The organism is Leisingera aquaemixtae (genome assembly GCF_001458395.1).
GTDB classification, from domain to species: domain Bacteria; phylum Pseudomonadota; class Alphaproteobacteria; order Rhodobacterales; family Rhodobacteraceae; genus Leisingera; species Leisingera aquaemixtae.
Genome location: NZ_CYSR01000036.1, coordinates 41,480 through 65,976 on the forward strand (window position 1 = coordinate 41,480; position 24,497 = coordinate 65,976).

Annotated in this window: 27 protein-coding genes and 3 pseudogenes; 19 read left to right on the forward strand and 11 right to left on the reverse strand. The window is 63.0% G+C overall.

The window, feature by feature from the left end; all coding sequences use genetic code 11:
* The first annotated feature begins 1 nt into the window (after nt 1).
* From PHA8399_RS19785 to PHA8399_RS19800, 4 genes are all read left to right on the forward strand, one after another.
* A complete protein-coding gene (locus tag PHA8399_RS19785) occupies nt 2-1,312 on the forward strand; it encodes an NAD(P)/FAD-dependent oxidoreductase (protein ID WP_208856352.1) in 1,311 nt (436 codons plus the stop codon).
* A 142-nt stretch (nt 1,313-1,454) separates the two neighbouring features.
* Nucleotides 1,455-2,660, forward strand: coding sequence for a DegT/DnrJ/EryC1/StrS family aminotransferase (locus PHA8399_RS19790; protein ID WP_058287824.1), 1,206 nt, complete (start codon nt 1,455-1,457; stop codon nt 2,658-2,660).
* A gap of 92 nt (nt 2,661-2,752) precedes the next feature.
* Nucleotides 2,753-3,274 (forward strand): hypothetical protein, encoded by a 522-nt coding sequence (locus PHA8399_RS19795; RefSeq protein ID WP_244270269.1) that lies wholly within the window; start codon nt 2,753-2,755, stop codon nt 3,272-3,274.
* A gap of 65 nt (nt 3,275-3,339) precedes the next feature.
* Nucleotides 3,340-3,522, forward strand: a complete 183-nt coding sequence (locus PHA8399_RS19800; protein ID WP_244270270.1) for a hypothetical protein — start codon at nt 3,340-3,342, stop codon at nt 3,520-3,522.
* A gap of 109 nt (nt 3,523-3,631) precedes the next feature.
* Here the strand turns inward: PHA8399_RS19800 and phaR are convergent, their stop codons facing one another.
* On the reverse strand, nt 3,632-4,189 hold the full coding sequence (gene phaR / locus PHA8399_RS19805) for a polyhydroxyalkanoate synthesis repressor PhaR (RefSeq protein WP_058287827.1): 558 nt from the start codon (nt 4,187-4,189) through the stop codon (nt 3,632-3,634).
* A 199-nt stretch (nt 4,190-4,388) separates the two neighbouring features.
* Between phaR and PHA8399_RS19810 the strand changes: the two genes are divergently transcribed.
* Together PHA8399_RS19810 and PHA8399_RS19815 are read left to right on the forward strand one after the other, a co-directional pair.
* Nucleotides 4,389-5,258, forward strand: coding sequence for an NAD-dependent epimerase/dehydratase family protein (locus tag PHA8399_RS19810; protein WP_058287828.1), 870 nt, complete (start codon nt 4,389-4,391; stop codon nt 5,256-5,258).
* A 117-nt stretch (nt 5,259-5,375) separates the two neighbouring features.
* Nucleotides 5,376-7,124: an adenylate/guanylate cyclase domain-containing protein gene (locus PHA8399_RS19815; protein ID WP_058287829.1), complete on the forward strand. Its 1,749-nt coding sequence runs from the start codon at nt 5,376-5,378 to the stop codon at nt 7,122-7,124.
* A 95-nt stretch (nt 7,125-7,219) separates the two neighbouring features.
* On the opposite strand, the gene PHA8399_RS19820 is transcribed toward PHA8399_RS19815, so the two are convergent.
* Together PHA8399_RS19820 and PHA8399_RS19825 are read right to left on the reverse strand one after the other, a co-directional pair.
* Nucleotides 7,220-7,669 carry a phasin, PhaP gene (locus PHA8399_RS19820; protein ID WP_058287830.1) on the reverse strand — a complete coding sequence of 150 codons (450 nt, stop codon included), beginning with the start codon at nt 7,667-7,669 and terminating at the stop codon, nt 7,220-7,222.
* 131 nt (nt 7,670-7,800) lie between these two features.
* The gene (locus tag PHA8399_RS19825) at nt 7,801-9,603 is read right to left on the reverse strand and encodes a PHA/PHB synthase family protein (protein ID WP_058287831.1); all 1,803 of its coding nucleotides are present in this window, start codon (nt 9,601-9,603) and stop codon (nt 7,801-7,803) included.
* 134 nt (nt 9,604-9,737) lie between these two features.
* On the opposite strand from PHA8399_RS19825, the gene phaZ reads away from it, so the two are divergent.
* The gene (gene phaZ, locus PHA8399_RS19830) at nt 9,738-11,024 is read left to right on the forward strand and encodes a polyhydroxyalkanoate depolymerase (protein ID WP_058287832.1); all 1,287 of its coding nucleotides are present in this window, start codon (nt 9,738-9,740) and stop codon (nt 11,022-11,024) included.
* A gap of 4 nt (nt 11,025-11,028) precedes the next feature.
* Nucleotides 11,029-11,601 carry a DUF6151 family protein gene (locus PHA8399_RS19835; RefSeq protein ID WP_058287833.1) on the forward strand — a complete coding sequence of 191 codons (573 nt, stop codon included), beginning with the start codon at nt 11,029-11,031 and terminating at the stop codon, nt 11,599-11,601.
* Here the strand turns inward: PHA8399_RS19835 and PHA8399_RS19840 are convergent.
* The 3 genes from PHA8399_RS19840 to PHA8399_RS19850 form a co-directional block, all read right to left on the reverse strand.
* A complete protein-coding gene (locus PHA8399_RS19840; protein WP_058287834.1) occupies nt 11,598-12,320 on the reverse strand; it encodes an alpha/beta fold hydrolase in 723 nt (240 codons plus the stop codon). The two genes, PHA8399_RS19835 and PHA8399_RS19840, sit on opposite strands and share 4 nt — an antisense overlap.
* Before the next feature lie 122 nt (nt 12,321-12,442).
* Nucleotides 12,443-12,868: a VOC family protein gene (locus tag PHA8399_RS19845; RefSeq protein ID WP_058287835.1), complete on the reverse strand. Its 426-nt coding sequence runs from the start codon at nt 12,866-12,868 to the stop codon at nt 12,443-12,445.
* Nucleotides 12,869-13,056: 188 nt separating this feature from the next.
* Complete coding sequence (locus tag PHA8399_RS19850) at nt 13,057-13,806, reverse strand: alpha/beta hydrolase (RefSeq protein ID WP_058287836.1); 750 nt, start codon at nt 13,804-13,806, stop codon at nt 13,057-13,059.
* Nucleotides 13,807-13,940: 134 nt separating this feature from the next.
* On the opposite strand from PHA8399_RS19850, the gene PHA8399_RS19855 reads away from it, so the two are divergent.
* From PHA8399_RS19855 to PHA8399_RS19880, 6 genes are all read left to right on the forward strand, one after another.
* Entirely contained in the window at nt 13,941-14,945 is a 1,005-nt protein-coding gene (locus PHA8399_RS19855; protein ID WP_058287837.1) for an Lnb N-terminal periplasmic domain-containing protein, read from the forward strand.
* A gap of 159 nt (nt 14,946-15,104) precedes the next feature.
* Complete coding sequence (gene thrS, locus PHA8399_RS19860) at nt 15,105-17,051, forward strand: threonine--tRNA ligase (RefSeq protein ID WP_058287838.1); 1,947 nt, start codon at nt 15,105-15,107, stop codon at nt 17,049-17,051.
* Nucleotides 17,052-17,282: 231 nt separating this feature from the next.
* Complete coding sequence (locus PHA8399_RS19865) at nt 17,283-17,588, forward strand: BufA1 family periplasmic bufferin-type metallophore (RefSeq protein WP_058287839.1); 306 nt, start codon at nt 17,283-17,285, stop codon at nt 17,586-17,588.
* A gap of 68 nt (nt 17,589-17,656) precedes the next feature.
* Nucleotides 17,657-18,511: an MNIO family bufferin maturase gene (gene bufB / locus PHA8399_RS19870; protein WP_058287840.1), complete on the forward strand. Its 855-nt coding sequence runs from the start codon at nt 17,657-17,659 to the stop codon at nt 18,509-18,511.
* Entirely contained in the window at nt 18,508-19,263 is a 756-nt protein-coding gene (locus PHA8399_RS19875) for an HvfC/BufC N-terminal domain-containing protein (protein WP_058287841.1), read from the forward strand. The genes bufB and PHA8399_RS19875 overlap by 4 nt, the downstream gene beginning before the upstream one ends.
* Nucleotides 19,264-19,267: 4 nt before the next feature.
* Nucleotides 19,268-19,831 (forward strand): DoxX family protein, encoded by a 564-nt coding sequence (locus PHA8399_RS19880; RefSeq protein ID WP_058287842.1) that lies wholly within the window; start codon nt 19,268-19,270, stop codon nt 19,829-19,831.
* A gap of 70 nt (nt 19,832-19,901) precedes the next feature.
* Here PHA8399_RS19880 and PHA8399_RS19885 read toward each other — a convergent pair whose 3' ends face one another.
* Nucleotides 19,902-20,270 (reverse strand): hypothetical protein, encoded by a 369-nt coding sequence (locus PHA8399_RS19885; protein ID WP_058287843.1) that lies wholly within the window; start codon nt 20,268-20,270, stop codon nt 19,902-19,904.
* A gap of 42 nt (nt 20,271-20,312) precedes the next feature.
* Complete coding sequence (locus PHA8399_RS19890; protein ID WP_058287844.1) at nt 20,313-20,630, reverse strand: ArsC/Spx/MgsR family protein; 318 nt, start codon at nt 20,628-20,630, stop codon at nt 20,313-20,315.
* 189 nt (nt 20,631-20,819) lie between these two features.
* Here PHA8399_RS19890 and PHA8399_RS19895 point away from each other — a divergent pair, with 189 nt between their 5' ends.
* Nucleotides 20,820-21,026, forward strand: a complete 207-nt coding sequence (locus tag PHA8399_RS19895; protein ID WP_008555379.1) for a cold-shock protein — start codon at nt 20,820-20,822, stop codon at nt 21,024-21,026.
* A 70-nt stretch (nt 21,027-21,096) separates the two neighbouring features.
* Here the strand turns inward: PHA8399_RS19895 and PHA8399_RS19900 are convergent, their stop codons facing one another.
* The 3 genes and pseudogenes from PHA8399_RS19900 to PHA8399_RS19910 form a co-directional block, all read right to left on the reverse strand.
* Nucleotides 21,097-21,576 carry a dihydrofolate reductase gene (locus tag PHA8399_RS19900; RefSeq protein WP_058287845.1) on the reverse strand — a complete coding sequence of 160 codons (480 nt, stop codon included), beginning with the start codon at nt 21,574-21,576 and terminating at the stop codon, nt 21,097-21,099.
* Nucleotides 21,577-21,595: 19 nt separating this feature from the next.
* Nucleotides 21,596-21,874 (reverse strand): annotated as a pseudogene (gene thyA / locus PHA8399_RS19905) (thymidylate synthase); the annotation flags it as partial.
* A gap of 355 nt (nt 21,875-22,229) precedes the next feature.
* Nucleotides 22,230-22,484: a hypothetical protein gene (locus PHA8399_RS19910; RefSeq protein ID WP_058287847.1), complete on the reverse strand. Its 255-nt coding sequence runs from the start codon at nt 22,482-22,484 to the stop codon at nt 22,230-22,232.
* Between the two features lie 377 nt (nt 22,485-22,861).
* Here PHA8399_RS19910 and PHA8399_RS22845 point away from each other — a divergent pair.
* From PHA8399_RS22845 to PHA8399_RS22085, 4 genes and pseudogenes are all read left to right on the forward strand, one after another.
* Nucleotides 22,862-23,046 (forward strand): annotated as a pseudogene (locus PHA8399_RS22845) (IS3 family transposase); the annotation flags it as partial.
* Nucleotides 23,047-23,115: 69 nt separating this feature from the next.
* Complete coding sequence (locus tag PHA8399_RS22440) at nt 23,116-23,667, forward strand: hypothetical protein (RefSeq protein ID WP_145977085.1); 552 nt, start codon at nt 23,116-23,118, stop codon at nt 23,665-23,667.
* 163 nt (nt 23,668-23,830) lie between these two features.
* Complete coding sequence (locus PHA8399_RS22445) at nt 23,831-23,989, forward strand: enoyl-CoA hydratase-related protein (protein WP_145977086.1); 159 nt, start codon at nt 23,831-23,833, stop codon at nt 23,987-23,989.
* Nucleotides 23,990-24,019: 30 nt separating this feature from the next.
* A pseudogene (locus PHA8399_RS22085) lies at nt 24,020-24,497 on the forward strand (transposase); the annotation flags it as partial.

A 24,497-nucleotide genomic window follows, 5' to 3' on the forward strand; every position in this document is an offset into this window, starting at 1 on the left:
GATGGGGATGAACCTGCTCTATTCCAATGACCGCAAGGGCGAGTACCCGGACAGCTGGTATGCGGCGACGGCCATTCCGATGGAGCACTTTGCAGCCCTTGACGGCGCGGTGGCCGCGGACGTCTGCGTTGTGGGCGGCGGCTATACCGGCCTGTCGGCAGCGCTGCATCTGGCCGAAGCGGGAATGTCCGTGGTGCTGCTGGACGCGCAGCGGGTGGGTTTTGGCGCCTCCGGGCGCAACGGCGGCCAGCTCGGCAGCGGCCAGCGCATGGACCAGGAGGGTCTGGAGGCGCTGATGGGCGGGCCGGAGGCGCAGAAGCTCTGGCAGCTGGGCGAGGATGCCAAGGATCTGGTGAAATCGCTGATCGCCCGCCACGGCCAGGACTGCCACTTGAAACCAGGCGTCGCCTGGACCGCCTTTTCCGAAAAGGAGGCGGCAGAGCTGCATGACTATGGCCGCCACCTGCAGGACCGCTACGGCTACGGCAGCATTGAGCTGCTCGGCCAGGACGCCTGCTGGGCCATGTGCCCCTCGCCCGCCTATAAGGGCGGCATTCTGGATCATGGTGCGGGGCATCTGCATCCGTTGAACTATGCCTTCAGCCTGGCCCGTGCGGCTGCGGCTGCCGGGGCCGTCATCCACGAGGGCAGCGAGGTTCTGGAGATCGAGGAAGGCGCCAAGCTGCGGATCCGCACCGCGGGCGGCAGCGTCACCGCCGATCACCTGGTCCTGGCCTGCAACGGCTATCTTGGCGGCCTGAATGGCCAGGTGGCCGCGCGGGTCATGCCGATCAACAACTTCGTGGTGGCGACGGAGCCGCTGGGCGAGGACGCCGCCCGGGTGCTGGCCCGCGACGTGGCGGTGGCGGATACCAAATTCGTGGTCAACTACTTCCGGCTCAGCCACGACAAACGGCTGCTGTTCGGCGGCGGCGAAAGCTATGGCTACCGCTTCCCCTCCGATATCCAGGCCACCGTGCGCAAGCCAATGACGGAGATCTTCCCGCACCTGAAGGACGTGAAGATCGATTACGCCTGGGGCGGCACCCTGGGTATCACCATGAAGCGGATGCCCTATCTGGCGCGGCTGGCGCCCAACGTGCTGACCGCCTCGGGCTATTCCGGCCACGGTGTCGGCACTGCCACCCATGCGGGCAAGCTGATGGCGCAGGCGATCCAGGGCCAGGCAGAGGGGTTTGACACCCTGGCCCGCGTTCCTGCCCCACGCTTTCCCGGCGGGCCGCGGATGCGCTCGCCGCTCCTGGTGCTGGCGATGACCTGGTTTGCCCTGCGCGACCGGCTTGGCGTTTAGGCGCTCCTGAGCCGGTTTTCGCGCAACTTCGCAACAACCCTGTGAAATTTTGCCGGGCGTGGCAAATTCCGCCGCGTCCCCTCTTGGCAGCAGCCCTGGTTAGTTTTACGTTTCCTGAAGCAACAATTCAGGATTTTGAAATATGGCCCTGCCGCCCAACGTTCATGACGCTGAGCCCATTCCCGCAGCCGCCCGCGAGGCCATCGACGCGCTGATGCAATCGGGCGATCTTTTCCGCTACACGGCGCCTGATGACGCGCCGGTCACGCTGCTGGAACAGGAATACGCTGAACTGCTGGGCAGCAAATACGCGCTGGCGGTCTCCTCCTGCTCGGCGGCGCTGTTCCTGTCGCTGAAGGCGCTGGGCCTGCCCCGCGACGCCCGGGTGCTGATCCCGGCCTTCACCTTCGCCGCCGTGCCGTCCTCAGTCGTCCATGCCGACTGCGTGCCGGTGCTGTGTGAGGTGGCGGACAACTACCGTATCGACATGGCTGATTTCGAAGCCAAGCTGGACGGCGTGCAGGCGGTGATCATCAGCCACATGCGCGGCCATACCTCCGATATGGATGCGATCATGGCGCTGTGCGATGCCCGCGGCATCCCGGTGGTCGAGGACGCGGCCCATTCGCTGGGCACCACCTGGAACGGCCGGAACATCGGCACCATCGGCAAGGTGGGCTGCTTCTCCTTCCAGTCCTACAAAATGGTCAACGCTGGCGAAGGCGGCATCCTGATCACTGACGACGCCGACCTGATTGCGCGCGCCGTGATTATGTCCGGCGCCTATGAGCACAACTGGAAAAAGCACAAGGGCCCGCACGGCGATAACACCCCGGAGCTGGCGCAGGCCTTTGCCAAGTGGCAGAACCAGCTGCCGCTTTATAACCTGCGGATGAGCAACCTGTCGGCGGCCGTGATCCGCCCGCAGCTGCCGGAACTGGCGCGCCGGGTGCGCGACGGGCTGGCCAACCACGACTATGTGGCAGCCCGCCTGAACGCCTCCCCCTTCTTCGACGTGCCCGCACCGCTGGGCCCGGAACGCCGCGCGCCGGATTCGATCCAGTTCAACCTGGCAGGCCTCAGCGAAGACCAGACCCGCGCCTTTGCCGCCACGGCGGAAGCCAAGGGCGTCAAGGTGCAGGTCTTTGGCCTGTCCACCGACAACGCCCGTGCCTTCTGGAACTGGCAGTTTTTGCGTGACCTGCCCGATCTGCCGCAGACCCGCGCCATGCTGATGAAGGCCTGCGACGTACGCCTGCCGGTCCGCCTCAGCCGGGCAGAGTTGGACGTGATCGCGGATATCCTGCTGGGTGCGGTTGAAGAGACCATGGGCAAGGCCGCCGCCTGAGACGCAGCCAAGACCTGACAGTTGCAGCCCCGGCCCTGCGCCGGGGCTTTTTCGTGATTGCAATCCGGGCGTGTGCCGTCCACCTTGCCGCCATGAAAGCCCCATTGAAATTCAAGCGGCGCCCGGCAACCGCGCTGGTTGCGATGGCCAACTCCCTGAGCATGGGGGATCCGATCCCCAAGGGCGACCTGAGCCGGATCATTGGCGCGGTTGTATCGGACCGGGCAGAACGCGCCGCGCTGCTGGCCGCCATCCGCGCCGCCAATGACCCGGACTGCGGTCTTGCCGTGGCCGACCTGCTGACCGCCTTTGCCACCGAGGCGGCGGAGGCTGAGGCGCAGGCCCGCGACGCGGATCAGGTGATCGGCCAATGGGCGCAGCGGCTGGCAGCCGGCGCGCTGCTGGCAAGCTTTGGCGCGGCGATCGCGGGCACGGTGACCGGGGGGCTGGCTTTTGGACTCATCCTGCTGTCGTTTTCGGGTTTCATCTTCGCAACCGCCTCCCGGATCGGCGGCCGGGTGAAAATGCGCCACCGCGCGCAGGAGCGCGACAGCGCCGAAACCCTTGCCCGCCACGTGCTGGAAGCCGGTAAGCTCGGCGCGGACGGGAAGTGATATGGAATTTTCAGCTTTGTTGCCTTATATAGGGGAAGCAACCGGAGAAACGCATGTTTGAAGCCATGGGACTCGAAACAGTCATCGTCAGCACAATCGTCGGCGCCTGCGCCCTGTCCTTTGGCGCCAGCGCTTATCTGTTCCTGCGCGCGCGGCCAGCAGCTGAGGCCAAGACCCTGGACGAGATCGTGAAGAACGCGCCATACCACCGGCTGCACAATGTGCTGAAGGTCGAAGCCGGGTCGTGACATAACCCTGCACCATACCCTGCACCAAGCCCCCTTATAGAAAAAGCCCCCGCCAAGCTGGACCGGGGGCTTTTCTGTGGGATTTTCTGCCGGCGCGAGCCGCTCAGCCTCACTTCATCTTCGACAGCTTTTCCTGCAGCTCCGCCAGCTGCTTCTTGATGTCGTCCAGATCTTCGCCGCTGCCGCCGGATTTCTCCTCCTCGCGCCCGCCGCCGGTCCAGCCCGCCGTGCCAAAGCCGCTGGTCATCGCCTTCAGGAACGCCTCCTGCTGCGCCTTCACCGCTTCGAACCCCGGCATCTTGGCCATCGGGTTCATCGCGGTCATGTTTTCCATCATTTTCGACTGGCTTTCACGCAGCATGTCGAATGAGGTCTGCAGGAACTGCGGCATTACCCCGCCGCCGGGCACCATGTAGCTGCGCACCAGATCGTTCAGCACATTCACCGGCAGCACGTTCTCTCCGCGGCTTTCATGCTCGGCAATGATCTGCAACAGGTACTGGCGGGTCAGGTCATCGCCGGTTTTCAGGTCGACGATCTGCACCTCGCGGCCATCCCGGATAAACCCCGCGATATCCTCCAGCGTGACGTAATCGCTGGTCTCGGTATTATACAGCCTGCGGCTGGCATACCGTTTGATCAGCAAGGGTTTGTCCTGTTCTGCCATGTGTTCCCTCCCCGGTCATGACGCATCGCAGCAAAGCCTATGCCACTGCAGAACAAAAGGGAAGCCTCAGCGCTGTTTCCGCAACATTTGATCCTGCCAGCCCCGGTGGCGGCCTGCTGCGGCAGGCCTTGACGTGAACCGGGCTTCAGCTTTTAAAGGTCTGTCCTGCAGCAGATTCCGCGGCAGGAGCGCATTGAAAATGAAAGTTCTGATTCTCGGCGGCACCGGATCCATCGGCACCGCCGTCACCCGGGAACTGGTCCGCAGCGGCCACCAAGTCACCGGCCTCAGCCGCTCGGCGGCCTCGGACAGCAGGCTGGGCGCGATGGGCGCCCGGCCCCTGCGCGGCGATCTGCGCCGCCCCGAAGGCTGGGTGCAGGAGGTTGCCAGCACCGATGCGCTGATCCAGCTGGCCGCCACCTTCGGCGATGGCATGGCCGCGGCCGACACCACGGCCATCGCCGCCATCCTGCACCAGGCCTCCCGGCGCCCTGAACCGCTGCGGCTGCTCTACACCGGCGGCTGCTGGCTCTATGGCGCCACCGGCGACAGGATCGCCAATGAGGCCAGTCCGCTGCGGCCGATCAAACCCTTTGCCTGGATGCAGGAAAACGGCCAGAGGGTTCTGGCCTCCCCTGCCCTCTCTGCCGCTGTGGTGCATCCGGCGATGGTTTACCACGCGGACGGCGGCGTTTTCAGCCGCTATCTTGAGGCTGCCCGCAGCGCCAGGCCGTTTGAGATCTGGGGCAGCATCACCACCCGCTGGCCGCTGGTCCACCGGTCGGATCTGGCCCGGGCCTACCGGCTGTTGCTGGAACAGCCGCAGCTTACCGGCCACTTCAACGCCAGCGCCGAAACCGGGGTTTCAGTGGCGGACATCACCGCGGAGATTGCCCGCCGCCACGCGCATGATGCAAGCTATGTGGTGCGCAGCTTGAAATATGTGCTGACGAAACACGGCGCCTGGGCAGAACGGCCGGCATTGGACCAGCAGATGGAGTCCGGCAAGCTGCGCCGCCTGGCGGGCTGGCAGGTGAAGCATTCTAACTTCCGCACAGCGCATTTCTGACGCCGAAGCGGAACACATTGAATCAGATATTTTATTTTTTGCATCTAAAGAGCACCAAAAAATTCTCAATATGATACAATTAGCGTCAGGTCTTTCGAGTCTGCGGTACCGGGGAAAATGGCTGACCAAGGGGACGGGCAAAAACAAGCTGCCATACTGATTGCTGATGTGGCCGGATATTCCGCCCTGGCTGAGGCCCGGGAATCGGAAACCATTGCTGCGGTCCGCGATCTGGGCAGCCGCATCATCGCCCCGGCGGCACGGGAGCATGAAGGACGGGTTGTCAAAACAGTGGGTGACGGGTTCCTGCTGGAATTCCCTTCAGCAGTGCCCGCAGTCAAGGCGGCCATGGCGATTTCCAGCAAGGCCGCCGCCTGCCGCAACGGCCCCCGCGGGCTGAGTCTGAGGCTGCGGATGGGCATCCACGCGGGCCTGGTGTTCCCCGCTGGCGATGACCTGCTGGGCAATTGCGTGAATATCGCCGCCCGCTTGCAAAGCCTTGCCGCGCCGGGGGAGATCTGCATTTCCGGCACCGTGCACGAACAGGTCCGCGGCCGGGTCGGCGCGGCCTTCGACGACCTCGGATTGCAGCAGGTCCGCAATATCGCAGAGCCGGTGCGGATCTACCGCATCACCGGCAACTCGCTGCCCGCCCTGGAGCCGGAAGGCCCCTCGCCAGAGGCATCGGTGGCGGTGCTGCCCTTTTCCAGCGCCTCTCGCGCCAGCGAACACACCGAAGCCATGGCGCAGACGCTGACCGAGGACATCACCATCGGCCTGTCCCGGTTCCGGGCGCTGCGCGTTGTCTCCCGCAATGCGGCGCAGCGCTTTGCCGCCAGCGGCGCCGGGGCGCCGGTTGTCGCGGCTGAGCTGGGCGTCCGCTACCTGGCCGAAGGCAGCGTCCGGCAGCTGCCCGGCAGGCTGCGGATCACTGTCACGCTGTCCGATGGCACCAGCGGCCTGTCGCTGTGGAGCGGCCGGTATGACCGGGATCTGTCCAATGATTTCGCCCAGCAGGATGTGCTGGCGGCGCAGATCACTCAAACCCTGGCGACGCAGCTGCAATCCATCTCGCGGCAGAAGTCCGCCGCGCAGGCTGCAAAACGCGGCACGCTGACCGCACGGGAGCTGGTGATGCAGGCCAAGTCCGTCATTCTGGACTCCCGCGGCAGGCTTAAGAAGTGCCGCGCCCTGTACCAGCAGGCCTGCGATGCCGATTTCGGCAATGCGACCGCCTACTCCGGGCTGGCGCTGACCTATCTGGTGGAGTGGATGAGCGGCTGGGCAATGTCGGCGGAACTCACTCTGGACAAGGCCTTTCCGCTGCTGCGCCATGCCGCCCGGATCGACCCGCTCGACAGCGTTGCGCAACGCAGGCTGGCCGTGATGCATTTGTGCAAGGGCAATTTCTCCCTGGCGGAGGACCATTTCCAGCGCGCCCTGATGCTGAATCCCAACGATACCGATGCCATGGCGTTCCGCGGACTGTCGCTGATTTACCAGGGCAGGCCGGAAAAGGCGCTGGCCGAACTGGACCAGGCAACGGCGCAGAACCCGTTCCACCCGACCTATTTCCACTGGTTCCGCGGGCTCGCGCTCTACATGTGCCGGGCCTATGATCCGGCGGTTTCAGAGGTGTCTAAGGCGATTGAGCTGTTTCCGCGCTTCCCGGCGCCGCACCGCCATCTGGCCGCCTGCTACGCGCAGCTGGGGAACCGGCCCGCGGCCGCGCGCGAATGCGGGCGCATCCTGGACCTTGAGCCGAAATTCTCGGTGGCCCGCATCAGCAAGACGCTGCCTTTTGCCAGGGCGCAGGATCTGGAGCATTACTGCGACGGCCTGCGGCAGGCCGGATTGCCGGAATGATCCCCTGAAACGCAAAAGGACAGGCCTTACGGCCTGTCCTTCTTCACGGTCCGGCTCCGTCAGGGAGGAGAGCGAGGGCCGGATCGTGGTCGTTCTTACTTGGCAGTTGCCGAAGCTTTTTTCGCTGCGGTGGTCACCTCGTCGGTGGCCTTCTTCATCGCAGCGGTTGCTTCTTCGGACATGTCCTTGCCGGCCGCCATCATCAGTTCGACGGTGTCCATCTGGACCTTCTTGGCCACTTCGGCGAAGGCAGCCATGTTTTCGGCAGCCACTTCAGCGGAAGCGGAGGCGAAGTCGGTTGCCGCCTTGGCATAGTCGGCCGGCTCAGCCTTGACCTTGGAAACGTCGCTCAGCTTGGCGATGGTTTCTTTGGTCCACTTGCTGGAGATCTCGGCGGATTTGCCGGCAGCGTCCAGCGCAACGGCGGACAGCTTCTCGTTCAGGGCTGCGGTGTTTTTGAAGACGTCTTCCATTGCTTTGGTGTCAACCGGGAAGGCGCCCATGAAGTCTTTCATCATCGCGGTGAAGTCTTGGGTCTTTGCCATAGTTCTAATTCCTCAGAAAGCTGCAGCAGGACCATCCTGCGCTCTTAGCATGAAAGGAATATGCGCGCTGCACTGCAGCATTTCAAGGGTTTTGATGCTGCGGCGCAGAAAAAATTTCTGCGCCTGCAATATCAACGGTTTGCCTTGACCTTCACATAGGATCCCGGCGCCGGCATCAAAGAGGGATAGCCCGAATCCCCCACCTCGCGGGCGGGAACCTGCTTGCCGGACCGTTTCTTGAGCCAGTCATTCCAGCGCGGCCACCACGACCCCTCGTGGTACTGAGCGCCTTCCATCCAGGCCTCGCTGTCCCCCTTCAGGTCGTCGTTGGTGTAATGGCCGTACTTCTTCTTGCTGGGCGGATTGACGATGCCCGCGATATGGCCGGACTGCGACACGATAAAGCTTTTGCTGCGCGACCCCATCTGCTGCACGCCGCGGTAACAGTCCTTCCAGCGGGCGATGTGATCGGTTTCGCAAGTAATCGACATCACCGGCACATCCACGTCCTTGAGTTGAAGCTTGTGGCCCATCAGCTCGAACCCTTCGCCGGCGAATTTATTGTTCTGGCACAGGCCGCGCAGGTACTGAATCGCCATCCGCCCCGGCAGGTTGGCGCCATCGCCGTTCCAATAGAGCAGATCAAAGGCGGGCGGCGTCTCGCCCATCATGTAGCTTTTCACCGCCGGGCCATAGATCAGGTCCTTGGAGCGCAAGAACGACATGGTGCGCGCAATCACCCACGACCGCAGCAGCCCCTCCTGTTCCACCTGCGCCTCGATCCCGTCGACGAAATCGTTCTGCAGGAAGGGGGTGAACTCGCCCTGGTCGCCGAAGTCGGTCAGCGTGGTGAAGAAGGTTGCCGATTTCACCGATTTGTCGCCGCGCTGTTTCAGCAGCGACAGGGTCAGGCTCAGGGTGGTGCCCGCGATGCAGTATCCCACCGCGTTGACCTGATCGGCCTTGCAGACCTCCTTGGCCTTTTCGATCGCGGCCAGGAAGCCCTCTTGGATGTAATCCTCCATCCCCACATCGGCGAGGCTGGCGTCGGGATTGACCCAGGACACCACAAACAGCGTGTAGCCCTGCTCTGTCACCCATTTGATCAGGCTGTTCTGCGCCTTCAGGTCGAGGATGTAGAATTTGTTGATCCAGGGCGGGAACAGCACAATCGGGGTTTCATGCACGGTGTCCGTCACCGGCTTGTACTGGATCAGCTCCATCATCCGGTTGCGGTAGATCACGTCTCCCGGCGTGGTGGCGATGTTGCCGCCCAGCTCAAACGCGCTTTCATCCGCCAGCCGCACCACCAGCTCGCCGTTGTTGGCCTCCAGGTCGGTGACCAGGTTCTCCAGCCCGTCGATCAGCGACTGGCCCTCGGTTTCCACCGCTTTTTCCAGCGCGTCCGGATTGGTCGGCAGGAAATTGGTCGGCGACATCATCTCGATGATCTGATCGGCAAAGTAGCTCAGCCGCTGCTTGTCCTTGGCATCCATCTCACCTGCACTCTGCACCGCCTTGCGGATCGCCTCGGCGTTGGTCAGGTACTGCTGTCTGACATAATTGAAGTACGGGCTGCTCTGCCACAGCGGATTCGAAAAACGGCGGTCCGTGGGGCCGCCGTCATCCGTGCTGTCCAATTGTCCGGTCAGAGCTTTCTGCGCTTCGGCGAAATTCAGCACAGACTTGCTCCAGAATTCGAGCTGATGCTCCAGAAGTTTGGCGGGATTCTGCATGGCCTCCGTCCAATAGGCGGTTGCTGCACGCGCATAAAGCTCTTGATTCGGACCGTCCAGAGCCGGGTTGTGCGGCACTTTACGGGACATAACGTCAGCCAGGCGCTTGCTCAGCTCCTCGACGCGGATCATATTTTCCTTAAGTTTTTCAAAGCTCTCAGAATTGGACGTTGCGGATACTTCGTCACTAGTTGTCATATAAAGGAATCCCTCATAGGCTTTCTGCTATGCAGAATACTCGTCTGCAAAAGGCAGGGCAAAGCGGCGATTGGTCCGATGTTCCGGATTTTCTGGTCCGATGACGCGGGGACAGAGCCCGTAAGGAGACGCGCATGCGATACATGATGACCTACGACCTGATGGAGACCGTCCGGAACACCAACCAATGGCTGGGTGCCACCGCCCTCTCCATGGCATCTTACCCGGTCTTTTCCGCCTTGCCAAATCCTGCGCTCAGCTGGATGGCGGCCTGGGGCGAAGTGACCGAACGCACCTACCAGCGGATGGTGGTGAAACCCGCGTGGGGCATCCGCACCTTCACCTGCGAAGACGGCAAAGACCATCTGGTCGACATTACCACCGTGGTAGAACGCCCCTTTGGCGACCTGATCCATTTCAAGGTCAACGGGCGCGCAGAACAGCCGCGCAAGGTGCTGCTGGTTGCGCCGATGTCCGGCCACTACGCCACCCTCCTGCGGTCCACCGTCAAAAGCTTGCTGGTGAACTGCGAAGTGTATGTGACCGACTGGCACAATGCCCGCGACATTCCTGTTTCCGCAGGGAAATTCGATATCGAGGACTACACGCTCTACCTCGTCGACTTCATGCGGGAGCTGGGTCCCGACACCCATGTCGTCGCGGTCTGCCAGCCGGTGCCGCTGACGCTCGCCGCCACCGCCTACCTGGCGGAGCGCGAGCCGGATGCGCAGCCTTCCTCGCTGACCCTGATCGGCGGCCCGGTGGATCCGGACGCCACCCCGACGGAGGTCACTGACTTCGGCCGCCGCGTCACCATGGGCCAGCTGGAGGAAACCATGATCCAGCAGGTCGGCTTCAAATACCCGGGCGTCGGGCGCAAGGTCTACCCTGGCCTGCTGCAGCTCGCCTCCTTCATGTCGATGAACGGCGAACGCCATACCAAGGCGTTCCTGGACCAGATCCAGCGCGTCTCCCGCGGGGAAGCCTCGGACCACGACGCCCACAACCGGTTCTACGACGAATACCTGGCGGTGATGGACATGACCGCCGAATTCTACCTGTCGACGGTGGAGCGCATCTTCAAGAAGCGCGAGATCGCCCGCAACGTCTTCACCGTCAACGGCCACAAGGTCGATTTCAGCAAGATCACCGATGTAGCGGTCAAGACCGTCGAAGGCGCCAAGGACGACATCTCCGCCCCCGGCCAGTGCGTCGCGGCGCTGGACCTTTGCACCGGCCTGCCGGAAAGCAAAAAGGCCAGCCACTTGGAACCGGGCGCCGGCCACTACGGGATCTTTGCCGGCCGCAGCTGGCGCGACAATATCCGCCCGCTGGTGATCAACTTCATGAACGCCAACAGCCGCAGCACACCGGCCCGTAGACCGGCCAGCAAACCGGCCAACAAGAACACGGCTGCCTGACGGGATGGGCGGCGGCCTGGCATTCTCCTGCAATTGCGGGACCTTGCGCGGCGAAGTTTCAGCAGCGGGTGTCAAAGGCGGCACCCGCGTCGTCTGCTACTGCGCCGACTGCCGCGCCAACGAGCTGTATCACGGCCAGCCGGATCCGGCCCCGGATCCGGTCGATTTGTTCCAGCTGTCGCCCGACACCATCACCATCACCCACGGCGCAGAGCAGCTGAGGGCGATCCGCTTGGGCCGCCGCGGCCCCTTGCGCTGGTACGCCGCCTGCTGCGGCACGCCTTTTGCCAACACGCTGGCCAAGCCCGGCCTGCCCTTTGCCGGCATGCGCTCCAACCTGTTTCAGGATCCGTCCGCCCTGGGCAAGATCCGCGCCCGGGCCTTCCTCCCCGTTCCCGGCAAACAGTCCAGAACCAAGGGCGGCGGCGCCATGGCCTTGGGCATCCTCAGCCGGATGATCACCGCCCGCCTGTCGGGCCGCTGGAAAGACACGCCATTCTTTGATGCGGACACCGGCAAACCGGTGGCAGAGCCCGAACTGCTCAGCAAGGCACAGCGCGCCGCGCTCTACCCTTAGGCCGGCACTGCCAGCCAGTGCAGCAGCGCCCGGTTCACCGCATCGGGCGCCTCCAGCACCGGGAAATGCCCCGCCTCCGGGATGACCTCCAGCCGCGCGTGCGGGATCAGCTGCGCCAGCAGCTCCTGCTTGGCACGCGGCACGATCGTGTCATGCTCCCCCGCCAGCACCAGCGTTGGCACATGCACCCGCCGCATCGTGGCCTGCTGGTCGGGCCGCCGCTGCAGGGCGCGCGCCTGCGCCACATACAGTTCCGGCCCCAGTTCCATCCCCATGTGGCAGAACAGGCTGTGCACCTCCAGCCGCGACGGCCCCGGCGCCAGCGCCTCCATCGGCAGCGCCGCGCGCAGGACATCCTCCAGCCGGCCAGTGCGTGCGGCAATGATTTGCGGCTCCCGGTCGGCGGCCTGCTCCGGCGTCTCCGCCAGCGGGCTTGCCCCCATCAGGCACAGGCGGCTGATCCGTTCCGGCGCCCGGCGCACCAGCTCCATCGCCAGGATCCCGCCCATCGACATCCCCGCCAAGGCAAAGCGCGGCGGCAGGTGGCTCAGCATCCGGGCGGCAATCTTCTCTACCGTGTCGCCGCCTGCCAGCGGCAGAACCATCACCGGCATGCTGCCGGAAAATGTCCTGATCTGAGCGTCAAAGATCCGGCCGTCGCACATCATCCCCGGCAGCAGAACCAATGGTTCGCGGCTCGGTTGCTGGTCATGAGGCATATCCTGCCCTCGCGGTTTGGCTGCCACCCGTCTCTGCAACTGTGCGGAGAGGCGGCAGCCGGATCAAGAAAAACCTCCCCAAGGCAGCGGTTTGCCGAACCGCTGCCGCCGCCGCGCCACGCTCAGTAGCCGTTCCAGCGGAACGCGCCATTCTGCGCCAGCGGCGAAAACGGGTTGAAGGCGATCTCCCAGACATGCCCGTCCGGGCTGCGGAAATAGCCATGATGCCCGCCCCAGAACACATCCTGCGCCGGTTTCAGCACCTCTGCCCCCGCGGCCTCAGCCGCCGCCAGCAGCTCTGCCACCGCCTCCCTGCTGCGGGTGTTGTGGCTCAGCGTCATCGCGCCGGTGCCCAGCTCCGCTTCCGGCACCCCGATATCTTCCGCCAGCGCCGCCAGGGGGTAGAGGCCCAGCGTCTGCGAGATCAGGTCAAAGGCGATCACCCCGTCCGGGCTCTCCGCCCGCTGCCAGCCCAACGCCTCGTAAAAGGCCGCGGCCTTCTCCATATCCGGCACGCCCAGCGTGATCAGGCTTACCCTCTGTTCCATTTCTGAAATTCCTCATTCAATAAAAACCTTTGCCTTCAGCCGCCCGCATGACCCCGGTAAAGGCCGGGGCGCGCTCTGCGGCACCGCAACTCTAATGGCTTTGCCCAACTGGACCGATACGTGAACAAGCCACTGCAATCGCAAATGCCTTGGCAGCCTGTCGGCATTTCGATCACCTTAATGCCGCTTCAGGCACCGCCCAGCACGTCAAGCACAGCGTTTTCGATCAACTTCAGGCAGGCAGCGTCCGAGAACCGGTGATCAGCATCTTTCACCAGGGTAAGCCGCATGTCCGGGCAGGTCGCATGATCCATCAGCCGCAGCGCTGTTTCCGTGGACACCGCGGTGTCCGCGGTGCCCTGCAGGCAGCGCGTCCTGAACGGCAGAAACAGCGGCGAGCGCAGCACCAGGTGCTTGCGGCCGTCCTCGATCATCCGCTTGGAGATATGGTAAGGCTCCATGTAATCGCTCGGCAGCTCCACATAGCCGCGGCTCGCCAGCTCCGCCTTCTGCGCCTCGGAGAAGTTGGCCCAATAGCCGTCCTCGGTGAAATCCGGCGCCGCGGCGATGGTCACCATGCCCTTGATCCGCTCCGGCATCTCCCGCGCCAGCAGCAGCGCCTGCCAGCCGCCCATGGAGGAACCCACCGGCACGATCTCGCCCTCTGTCAGCTCTTGCACCGCCTCCAGCGTGTCCTCATGCCAGTCACCGATGCAGCCCTCCTCGAAAGTGCCGGAGCTTTCGCCATGGCCAGAGTAGTCAAACCGCAGAAACGCCTGCCCGCGCGCCCGGGCCCAGGCTTCCAGATGCACCGCCTTGGTGCCCTCCATGTCCGACTTCAGCCCGCCCAGAAACACCACGCACGGCCCCTGCCCTTCGCTCTTGTGATAGGCAATGCGGCGGCCCTTGGCGGTGCCGAGAAACGATGTGGCGGGCATGTCATTGGTCTCCTGTCCTTTTCCTCAAAATGTGGCATGGCTCCGCCTTACCTGCAAGCGGCAGCACAGCCTGCTTGCAAGTCCCCTGCCGGTCTCCTTATGGTCTGCCGGAAAATTCCGGGGGGGCCGCGGGCATGTCAAAATTCTTCAAAACCGCGGTGCTGGCCGCTGCCGTCCTCGCGGTGGCGCTGGCCACTGCCTGGGCGGCGCTGGCGCTGTGGTACCGGCTGCCCTTCGCCACGCTGCCGCGCGCCGCCCTGTCGGGCGGGTTTGCCTTGCTGGGCGTTGCCGTCACCGCCGGATTGTTCCGCAGCCACGCCCTGCGGGCGCTCACCACCTTCACCCTGGCCCTCGCCGCAGTCATCCTGTGGTGGTCCACCCTCAACCCGCCCGAAGACGGCACCTGGTCGCCCGATGTGGCGCGCCAGGTCACCGGCGAGGTGCAGGGCGATATCCTGACCCTCACCGATGTCCGCAACTTCACCTGGGAAACGCCTGATGACTACAAGGTGAACTGGGAAACCCGCAGCTACGACCTCACTGCGCTGCAGACCGTGGACCTGTTCATGTCCTATTGGGCGGGGCCGCAGATGGCGCATATGATCGTCAGCTTCGGCTTTGAGGACGGCGAGCAGATCGCCTGGTCGGTCGAGGTGCGCCGCCAGGAGGGCGGCGGCTTCTCCCCCGTGGCCGACCTGTTCAAATCCAACACCCTGGTGATGATCGCCGCGGATGAGCGCGACCTGGTCGGCACCCGCACCAATGCGCGCGGCGAAGACGTGCAGCTGTTCCGCATCGGCGTCAGCCCCGACACCGGTCGCGCCCTGCTGCTGCGCTATGTGGCCGCCGCGAACAGCCTTGCCGCGCAGCCGCAATGGTACAATTCGCTCACCACCAATTGCACCACCGTGGTGATGGCGCTGATCCGCACCTTCGCCGCTGAGGTGCCGCTGGACTGGCGGGTTCTGGCCAACGGCTACCTGCCGGAATACGCCTGGGAGCAGGGGGTTCTGGACCAGACCCGCAGCGTCGAGGAGCTGCGCGCGCTCGGCAGCATCACCCCGATTGCCCAGGCGCATGGCCTCACCCCCGACTATTCCGCCGTGATCCGCGAAGGCGTCCCCGCGCCCGCCCCTTGACCGGGGTCCCGTTCTTCTGGCTGAAAATATCCCGGGGAGCGCGAGGGGCCGGCCCCTCGCCTTCTTGACACGCCGCGCCACGGCTGCCAAATCACCCGCACACCATAACCCGCAACCGGGCGTTCTGTGGGCGCCAAACCGACGAGGAGCAGCCAGCAAATGGCCCAAATCTCTCTCACCTTCCCCGATGGCAATGCACGATCCTATGACGCAGGCGTCACGCCCGCGCAGGTAGCTTCCAGCATTTCCACCTCGCTGGCCAAAAAGGCCATCTCCGCCACCGTCAACGATCAGCACTGGGACCTGCAGTGGCCGATCGAAGCGGACGCCACCATCGCCATCCACACCATGAAGGACGAGGCCCAGGCCAATGAGCTGATCCGCCACGACCTGGCGCATGTGATGGCGCGCGCGGTGCAGGAAATCTGGCCCGACACCAAGGTCACCATCGGCCCGGTGATCGAGAACGGCTGGTACTACGACTTCGACCGCGCGGAGCCCTTCACCCCCGAAGACCTCGGCGCGATCGAAAAGAAGATGAAGGAAATCATCAACAAGCGTGATGAAGTCCGCACCGAGGTATGGGAGCGCGACCGCGCGATCCAGCATTACACCGACAACAATGAACCCTATAAGGTCGAGCTGATCGAAAGCATCCCCGGTGATGAGCCGCTGCGGATGTACTGGCACGGCGACTGGCAAGACCTCTGCCGCGGCCCGCACCTGCAGCACACCGGCCAGCTGCCGGGCGATGCATTCAAGCTGATGAGCATCGCAGGCGCCTACTGGCGTGGCGACAGCTCCCGCGCAATGCTGCAGCGGATCTACGGCGTTGCCTTCACCGGCAAGGAAAAGCTCAAGGCCCACCTCACCATGCTGGAGGAGGCCGCCAAGCGCGACCACCGCAAGCTGGGCCGCGAGATGGACCTGTTCCACATGCAGGAAGAGGCGCCGGGCCAGATCTTCTGGCACCCCAACGGCTGGACCGTCTACACCCAGTTGCAGGATTACATGCGCCGCCAGCAGCGCAAGGGCGGCTATGTCGAGGTGAACACCCCGCAGGTTGTTGACCGCAAGCTGTGGGAACGCTCGGGCCACTGGGATAAATACCAGGAAAACATGTTTATCGTCGAAGTGGACGAGGAGCACGCCCGCGAAAAGGCAGTGAACGCGCTGAAGCCGATGAACTGCCCCTGCCACGTGGAGATCTTCAAGCAGGGCCTCAAGTCCTACCGTGATCTGCCGCTGCGGATGGCCGAATTCGGCTCCTGCAACCGCTATGAGCCTTCGGGCGCGCTGCACGGCATCATGCGGGTGCGCGGCTTTACTCAGGACGACGCGCATATCTTCTGCTCGGAAGATCAGATCGAATCCGAAACCGCAACCTTCATCGAGTTCCTGTCGACGATCTACAAGGACCTCGGGTTCGAGAAGTTCTCGGTCAAGTTCTCCGACCGGCCGGACACCCGCGCCGGGTCCGATGAAGTCTGGGACAAGGCCGAGGCCGCGCTGCTGTCCGCCACCCGCGCCGCGGGGATCGAACCGGAACTGAACCCGGGCGAAGGCGCCTTTTACGGCCCCAAGCTGGAGTTCGTCCTGACCGACGCCATCGGCCGCGACTGGCAGTGCGGCACCCATCAGGTCGACTTCGTTCTGCCGGAACGCCTGGACGCCACCTATATCGGCGCCGACGGCGCCAAGCACCGCCCGGTGATGCTGCACCGCGCGACGCTGGGCAGCTTCGAGCGCTTCATCGGCATCCTGATCGAGGAGCACGCGGGCAAGCTGCCGTTCTGGCTGGCGCCGCGCCAGGTAGTGGTCGCTTCGATCACCTCGGAAGCCGACGATTATGTGCATGAGGTCGTGGCCGAGTTGAAGAAGGCCGGCGTGCGCGCCGAGGCCGACATTCGCAACGAGAAGATCAACTACAAGGTCCGCGAGCATTCGGTGGGCAAGGTGCCGGTCATTCTGGCCGTCGGCCACCGCGAGGTCGAGGAGCGCACCGTCTCCGTGCGCCGCCTTGGCGAGAAGCAAACCAAGGTCGAGAGCCTCGAAAATGTTACAAAGGCGCTGGCGGCGGAAGCGACCCCGCCCGATCTTCTGTAACAATTCCCGCCATTTTCAACGCAAGCGGCCCCCACCCGGGGGCCGTTTTGTTTCTGCCCCCTCCCAAACCCCTTAAAACCATAGATTTGCGCATTTTTGACGGGCCGCTTCGGGTCACAGGCTCTGACGCGGATGTGAGACACGGCCTCGTGACTTAAACTCTGGAAAACCTCGGGTTAGTGTTTGCGTGTCATCACGACACCGCATGTAGAACCGAAAGGAATTCACGAGATGTCGAACACCGCAAAATCCCTGGCCGTTGCAGGTGCCGTTGCCGCCGCTCTGACCGCAGCGTCCACCATCCCCGCCGCCGCCGGCACCAAGGAAAAGTGCTACGGCGTGTCGCTGGCAGGCCAGAACGACTGCGCCGCAGGCCCCGGCACCACTTGCGCAGGCACCTCGACCGTCGATTACCAAGGCAACGCCTGGACCCTGGTTGACGCAGGCACCTGCGAAGGCATGGACCTGCCGGCCATGGCAGACGGCACCGAGCGCAACGGCTCTCTGGAGCCGCTGGAGCGTGACCTGCCGGCATAATTGCCGCTCGAATTCAGGGGCGGGAGTGCGAATTCCCCCCCCTTTTGCCCCCGGATACAGGCCCCGCCATGCTTGACGCCGCTGCCCATGACACACTGCCCGCCGCCCCCGGCGTTGGCTACAAGCCGCAGCATTTTGCCCAGATCACCGCGGGCTCCGGCGCCGTCAAATGGCTGGAAATCCACGCCGAAAACTACATGGGCGGCGGCGGCCGCCCGCTGGCGCAGCTGCGCCACCTCGCCGAACGCTTTGCCATGTCGGTGCATGGCGTCGGCCTCTCCATCGGCGGCGAAGGGCCGCTGGACGCGGATCACCTCGCCCGGCTCAAACACCTGGCAGGATGGCTGAACCCCGCCAGCTTCTCCGAGCATCTAGCCTGGTCCACCCACGACAGCCACTTTTACAACGACCTGCTGCCGCTGCCCTACACGGACGCCAGCCTGCAGCGGATCTGCGATCATATCGACCAACTGCAAGAGACCATCGGGCGGCGGATGCTGCTGGAAAACCCCTCCAGCTACCTCGCCTTCGCCGAAAGCACCTGGGCAGAGCCGGAGTTCCTGGCGGAAATCTCCCGCCGAACCGGCTGCGGGCTGCTGTTGGATGTCAATAACGTCTTTGTCTCCGCCAGCAATCTGGAGTTCTCGCCGCAGGGCTACATCGACGCCTTCCCGCTGGACAAGGTGGGTGAAATCCATCTGGGCGGTCATGACGAGGATGACGACGGCCAGGGCCGCCCGCTGCTGATCGACAGCCACGGGCGCGAAGTGGCGGATCCGGTCTGGGCGCTCTTGGACTATACGCTGGCGAAGTCCGGCCCCAGGCCGGTGCTGATCGAATGGGACAACGACGTGCCGGACTGGCCGGTGCTGGAAGCAGAGGCCGCCCGCGCCGCAACCGCGCTGGAGCGCATTCCGGCATGAGTGTCAGCCAGGCAGACTTCACCCGCGCCATGATGGATGCGGGCCAGCCGGTGCCGGACGGGCTGACCGATCACCTCGGCCAGCCTGCGGGCCGCCGGTTCAGCGTCTACCGCAACAATGTCGCGGTCTCGCTGACCGAGGCGATGCACAGCGCCTTCCCGGTGATTTCGAAACTCCTGGGCAAGCAGAACATGGACGGGCTGGCAGGCATCTACCTGCGCCGCCACCCGCCGTCGTCGCCGCTGATGATGTTCTACGGCGCAGAGTTCCCGACTTTTCTGGAAGGCATGGAGCAGCTGAAGCATCTGGGCTACCTCGGCGATGTGGCCCGGCTGGAGCTGGCGCTGCGCCGCGCCTACCACGCCGCCGATGCCGCCCCCATCGCGCCGGAGGCGCTTGGCGCGCTGCCGCCGGATGCGCTGCTGGACACGCGGCTGGAACTGGCGCCTGCGGTGCAGGTGCTGCGCTCGCCCTGGCCCCTTCACGCCATCTGGCGCTACAACACCGAAGACGGCGCGCCCAAGCCCGCGGCACAGGCCGAGGACGTGCTGATCACCCGCCCCGAATTCGACCCCATTCCCCAGGTCCTGCCGCCCGCCGGCGCGGTCTGGATCAGCGCCCTGATGGCGGGCGCCACCATCGGCGCGGCGATGGAACAGGCCGCCGCCGAAAACGAAGCATTCGACCTGGGCGCCACCCTGGCCCTGCTGTTGCAGGGCGGTGCGGTCACAGGACTGAACAGCAAAGGGTAAGACCATGCACGCACTAGTCTCCATTCACGACGCCGTTTTCCGCCAGGTTGAAAGGGCCGGCAACTGGCTGCTGCCGCTTGCGGCGCGCTTTGTCTTCGCCTCAACGCTGCTGCTCTATTTCTGGAATTCCGGCCTGACCAAGCTGGGCGACGGCATCTTCGGCCTGTTCAGCCCCTCAATCGGCGCCTACAGCCAGATTTTCCCAAAGCAGCTGGAGGCGGCAGGCTATGACGTGGACCAGCTGGGTGTCTTTCACTGGGCTGTGGCCCTGGCAGGCACCTACGCCGAGTTCATCCTGCCTCTGCTGATCGTGATCGGGCTTCTGACCCGGCTGGCCTCGCTGGGCATGATCGGCTTTGTGGCCGTGCAGTCGCTGACCGACATCTATGGCCACGGGGCCACCGATGACAAAACCCTTGGCGCGCTGTTTGACCGTTTCCCCGATGCGGTAATCCTCGATCAGCGGCTGCTCTGGATCTTTCTGCTGTCCGTCCTGGTGGTCAAGGGCGCGGGCGCCCTGTCCGTGGACACCCTGCTGCGGCACCGGATGCAACCTGCCATCGCCTGACGCTCTGGCGCAGAAACAAAAAAGGCGCCCTGCCCCCGGCAGCGGCGCCTTTTTCGTTTCCCGGCAAGCCTCAGAAATGCGCCTTGGGCTCATCCGGCTGGCCCGCGGCCAGCGCCATCAGCCCGGCAGTGGCGGCAAAGCTGATCGGGAAAATGGTAAAGACATTAAAGCCGAAGCCCGCGTACATCCCGGCCGCAGACCCCAGCAGCAGCACGCCGCCCCACAGGGCCCGCGCCCGCGCCATCGCACCGCCGGCAATCGCCAGCAGCGGCGACAGCACCGCCAGCAGGCGCAGCTGCTGCACGTTGCCGACCTGCTCCGCCAGCCCTTCGATCTCGCCGAAATGCTCGACAGCGGCGGTATAGCCGTAGCCGAAAAAACCCACAATCATGCCGAAAATCCCGGCGGTAATCCCCAGAACCAGGGCTGCGTTGCGCATCGTCAATCTCCCGAAAACTGCCGCACCGACATAATCAGCCGGTCACGCGGCACCAAGGGCCGCCTTCGTGTTCTGATCCCAACCCAGGAATAATTCCCCGTCACGCTCGATCAGCGGCCGCTTCATCAGTGCCGGATGCGCCCGCAGCAGATCCAGCGGCTCACCGGCGCGCTCTTCTTCGCTCAGGCCGCGCCAGGTGGTTGACCGCGTGTTGACCAGCTTGGCCCCGAATTGCGCATAAGCCGCCTCCAGCAGACCGTCCGGCATTCCGTCTGCCCGGATATCGGACAAAGTCGAATCAGGAAGCTGTTTCAACGCCTTGCGGCACGTATCGCAGGTCTTCAGCCCGTAGATTTTCATACATCCCCCTATGTCCCGCGCCGCGGCGAGCACAATTTATGGTAGAATTCACCGGTTTTTCTTGATTTTCGCCCGGCCCGTGTAACACTCAAGGTTGTCCGGCTTCCCCCGCGGAATTTTGGCAGGGTGCGGGCCGGATGCCCTGGGCAGCCCCCATGGCGGAGTGCAAAGTAGAAGGAGACACGGGAAATGCCAAGCGGCACCGTGAAGTGGTTCAACACCACCAAAGGGTACGGGTTTATTGAACCCGATGAAGGCGGCAAGGATGTGTTTGTGCACATTTCAGCGGTAGAGCGGTCGGGCATGACCGGCCTCGCCGACAATATGAAAATCGGCTACGAGCTGTCCGAAGGCCGCGACGGCCGGAAAATGGCTGCGGAGCTTAAGGCGCTTTAATCAACTGATGATGCACTGCGCCCGGACTTGGGCTGGGCGCAGGCACTGACGGGCCGGGGATCTTGCCCCGTCACGCCCGCCGCAGATATTCAACCATCACGCAGGCCGGGTCGCTGTCCCGCAGGACCGTTTCACCGGCCTTGACCCATTTGTCCGGCTCGAACGCCGGAAAATAGGCGTCAGCATCTGCAATGGTCAGATCCACCTCAGTAATCAGCAGCCGGTCCGCCATGCCCAGCATGCCGCGGTAAATCCCTTCGCCGCCAATGCCGTAGACGCGCCTGTACCCCTGCGCAGGGGCTTCCGCCACCGCCGCCTCGATTGACGGCAGCACGATGTCTGCCGCCTCGGGGTTTGAAGACACCACCAGGTTCAGCCGGTTTTTCAACGGCTTCACCGGCAGGCTGTCCCAGGTCCTGCGGCCCATGATGATGGCGCCGCCCAATGTCTCGCGCTGGAACGCCTTCAGATCCTCGGGCGCAAACCAGGGGATATCGTTGTCCTTGCCAATGGCCCCGTTGCGCGCCCGCGCAGCGATCAGGGTGATCATGGGTAAACTTCCTTTGAGATCAGACCGCGACCGGCGCCTTGATCGCCGGATCAGGGTCATAGTTCAGGATCTCGAAATCCTCGTATTTGAAATCGAAGATCGAGCTGCCCTGCCGCTTGATCCGCAGCTGCGGCAGCGGCTTGGGCGTGCGCGACAGTTGCAGCCGCACCTGCTCCACGTGGTTGGAATAGATATGCGCATCGCCCATCTTATGGACAAAATCCCCCGCCTCATAGCCGGTCACATGCGCCAGCATCGCCAGCAGCAGCGCGTAGGAGGCGATGTTGAACGGTTTTCCGGTCACCCGCAATTTCACTATTATCGCCCTCCTATCGACCAGGCTGCGTTTCGAATCGGTTTCACGCCCAATGTGTATCGGTGGCTTAGATCTCCAAGCCCTCCTACCCATTTGAAAGACAGTTTATCCCTTTCCAAAGCAGAAAAAAGTGCCGCGCGGCTTGATAGCCTCCGGGGGGCCAGCAGTGCAAGCGCGTCGGGCGCGGAGCCCTCAAATAGCTCAAGCGCCCGACGCGCTTGCACTGCTGGCCCCTGTCGATTTGCTTGGCACCATGTTCAGTTACACTGAAGTTAAATCAAGGTCAGTCTTACACTAACAAGCAACCCAACCCAGTCAGATCAGCCCCAGCATACAGTCAATCGTCACAATTGATATTCTTCGTTGCACGCATCAACCTATCGACGACATCATCAGCGCCTTGATAGCCAACTTTAAGTCCGTCCAGGCCAACGGAGACGTGAAGAATTGCAGGCGCAGGAGCCGTCTTCGCTTCCTGGGCATACCAACTCTCAAAATCTTTGACGTGGCGATCAGAGCCCTGCGCAATCAGCGCTGCCAGGATGCAATCATGCAGTTTTTGCCAAGACTGCAGCACCGTTTCGTCACTCATATCACTTTCCCGGTTCAAATGCCGTAGCACGTCACCGGGGTAACGAGGATTCGTCGGTGTCGCAAGAAGGGTGCAGTCCATTTGGAGTTTGCAATCAGATCTTCTCCGTATGTGTGTTATAGACACTTTCTGTTTTTTGTCTGGAACCTCTTGTTGCCTAAGGGAGCAAAACCTTGGTCGAATGGCTGCCCGTGTTACTTCAGATGCTCTATGCTGAATTGGTCGACCGAAGTTGTGGCGGCTCATACCCAGAGTTGCACGAAGCTGGCGGCACGCCTTACAAACGGTCCCTGAAAGGTCATGATTACCGGTATTTAAAGACCTCTCCAGTTGAAACAGGTTCACCTAAAGACCTCTATCTTGGTCCTTAGGCTGTTGGCATGAATGACGTCTGGGCAATGGACTTTATGTCTGACCGCTTGTTCGACGAGAAGCCATCCGGGTTTTGATCATTGTGGACTGCTTTACGAGAGAAGCTCTCGCAGCGGCTGCGAGGACAAATTTCCGCGCTTATCAGGTCATTGGCGAGTTGGATCGGCTGGCACGGATCAGGGGCAACCCGCCCCATTTTTAAACCCAGCGAAACCTTACCAAATTAATAAGGGAGGAAACTTACTACGAAGGAAACGATATGAAGACACTTGTTGTTGTGCATCCAGGGAGCCTGTTTGGGAGCGCCGATTTTTCGGTTGGAAAGCGTGCAGCCTTGGAATGCCGAAGTCGGATAATGGAAGAGATCGCGCGGCACCAGGGGAACCTCATTGTGATCGATGGTTTTCTTTCTGATGAAATAAGCGACGAGTTCGAAGACGTCATCCAAACAGGATTATCTAACGCAATTACTTGCGCGAGTAGGACGGGGAAGTTGGGGACCTTCACCGCATTGCGTGTTTGGGGCTGTGATGGAGGAGAAAGGCCATTCGAAGGCTGGCATGGTTTTGGGAACTGCACCCAGCCGATGGTATTTTCGGACCAAGAGCAAGCAGCGGAGTATATTTCCAAATACTTAACTTCGAATGAAATCGTTGTCACTGGAGCATGGGCGACTGAACATGGGAAATGGGGGTGTGTGAACTCGGTTGCCGATGTTTTTCGCTCTAGATTACCTAGCGCCTCGGTTCGGGTTTCTGAAGATGCACTTTTTGAGGGAGGCGGACTAATATCTAGTTCGCTAAATATGTAGTTGAGCGCAACCGTCGTTCGCGCCCCGCGTTGTAGCGCCAATCCGGTGGTTCGAGATCTTGCACATCTCACAGTGCGGAGTTTGTTTGCAATGTGCGCTACAAATTCGTTTCTCAAATCGTTGGGGGTTGAAATCTACGCGTCGGGCCACCGGCGTTGGCCGGATGACCAAGCCGGTGATTGCTTCCGTGAACTCCATTGCCATCGGGGAAGACTTCGAGTTGAGCCTGTTCTGCGACATCACCATTGCCTCTGATGGCCCCCGGATTGACTACAACAAGGTGCGTGACCTGCCCCCCGCAAAATCCCTCACCATGAAGTAGAGTCTGTCCAACCTATGTAGGAGCAGACGAATGCGTAAGAGCCGTTTCACCGAGGCGCAAATCATCGGGATGATCAAAGAGCAGGAAGCCGGGATGCCGACGGCGGAGGTGTGCCGCCGGCACGGCCTGAGCCCGGCAACCTTTTACAAGCTGAAGTCCAAGTATGGCGGCATGGAGGTATCGGAGGCCGCGCGGCTGAAGGCGCTGGAAGATGAGAATGCCAAGCTGAAGCGGCTGCTGGCAGACACGATGCTCGACAACGTGGTTTTGAAAGACCTGCTGGGAAAAAGCTGACGACACCGAAAGAGCGGCGAGAGGCAGCGCTCAATGCAATGCGGGATCATGACATCTCGCAGCGCAGGGCCTGCCGGCTTGCCGGTGTCGACCCCAAGACGGTCCGGCGCGAACGCCCGCCGGACCATCCTGAGATCCGCCAGGAGATGAAGGAGATCGCTGGCAAACGCCGCCGGTTCGGCTACCGGCGGATCGGCGTGCTGCTTGAGCGAAA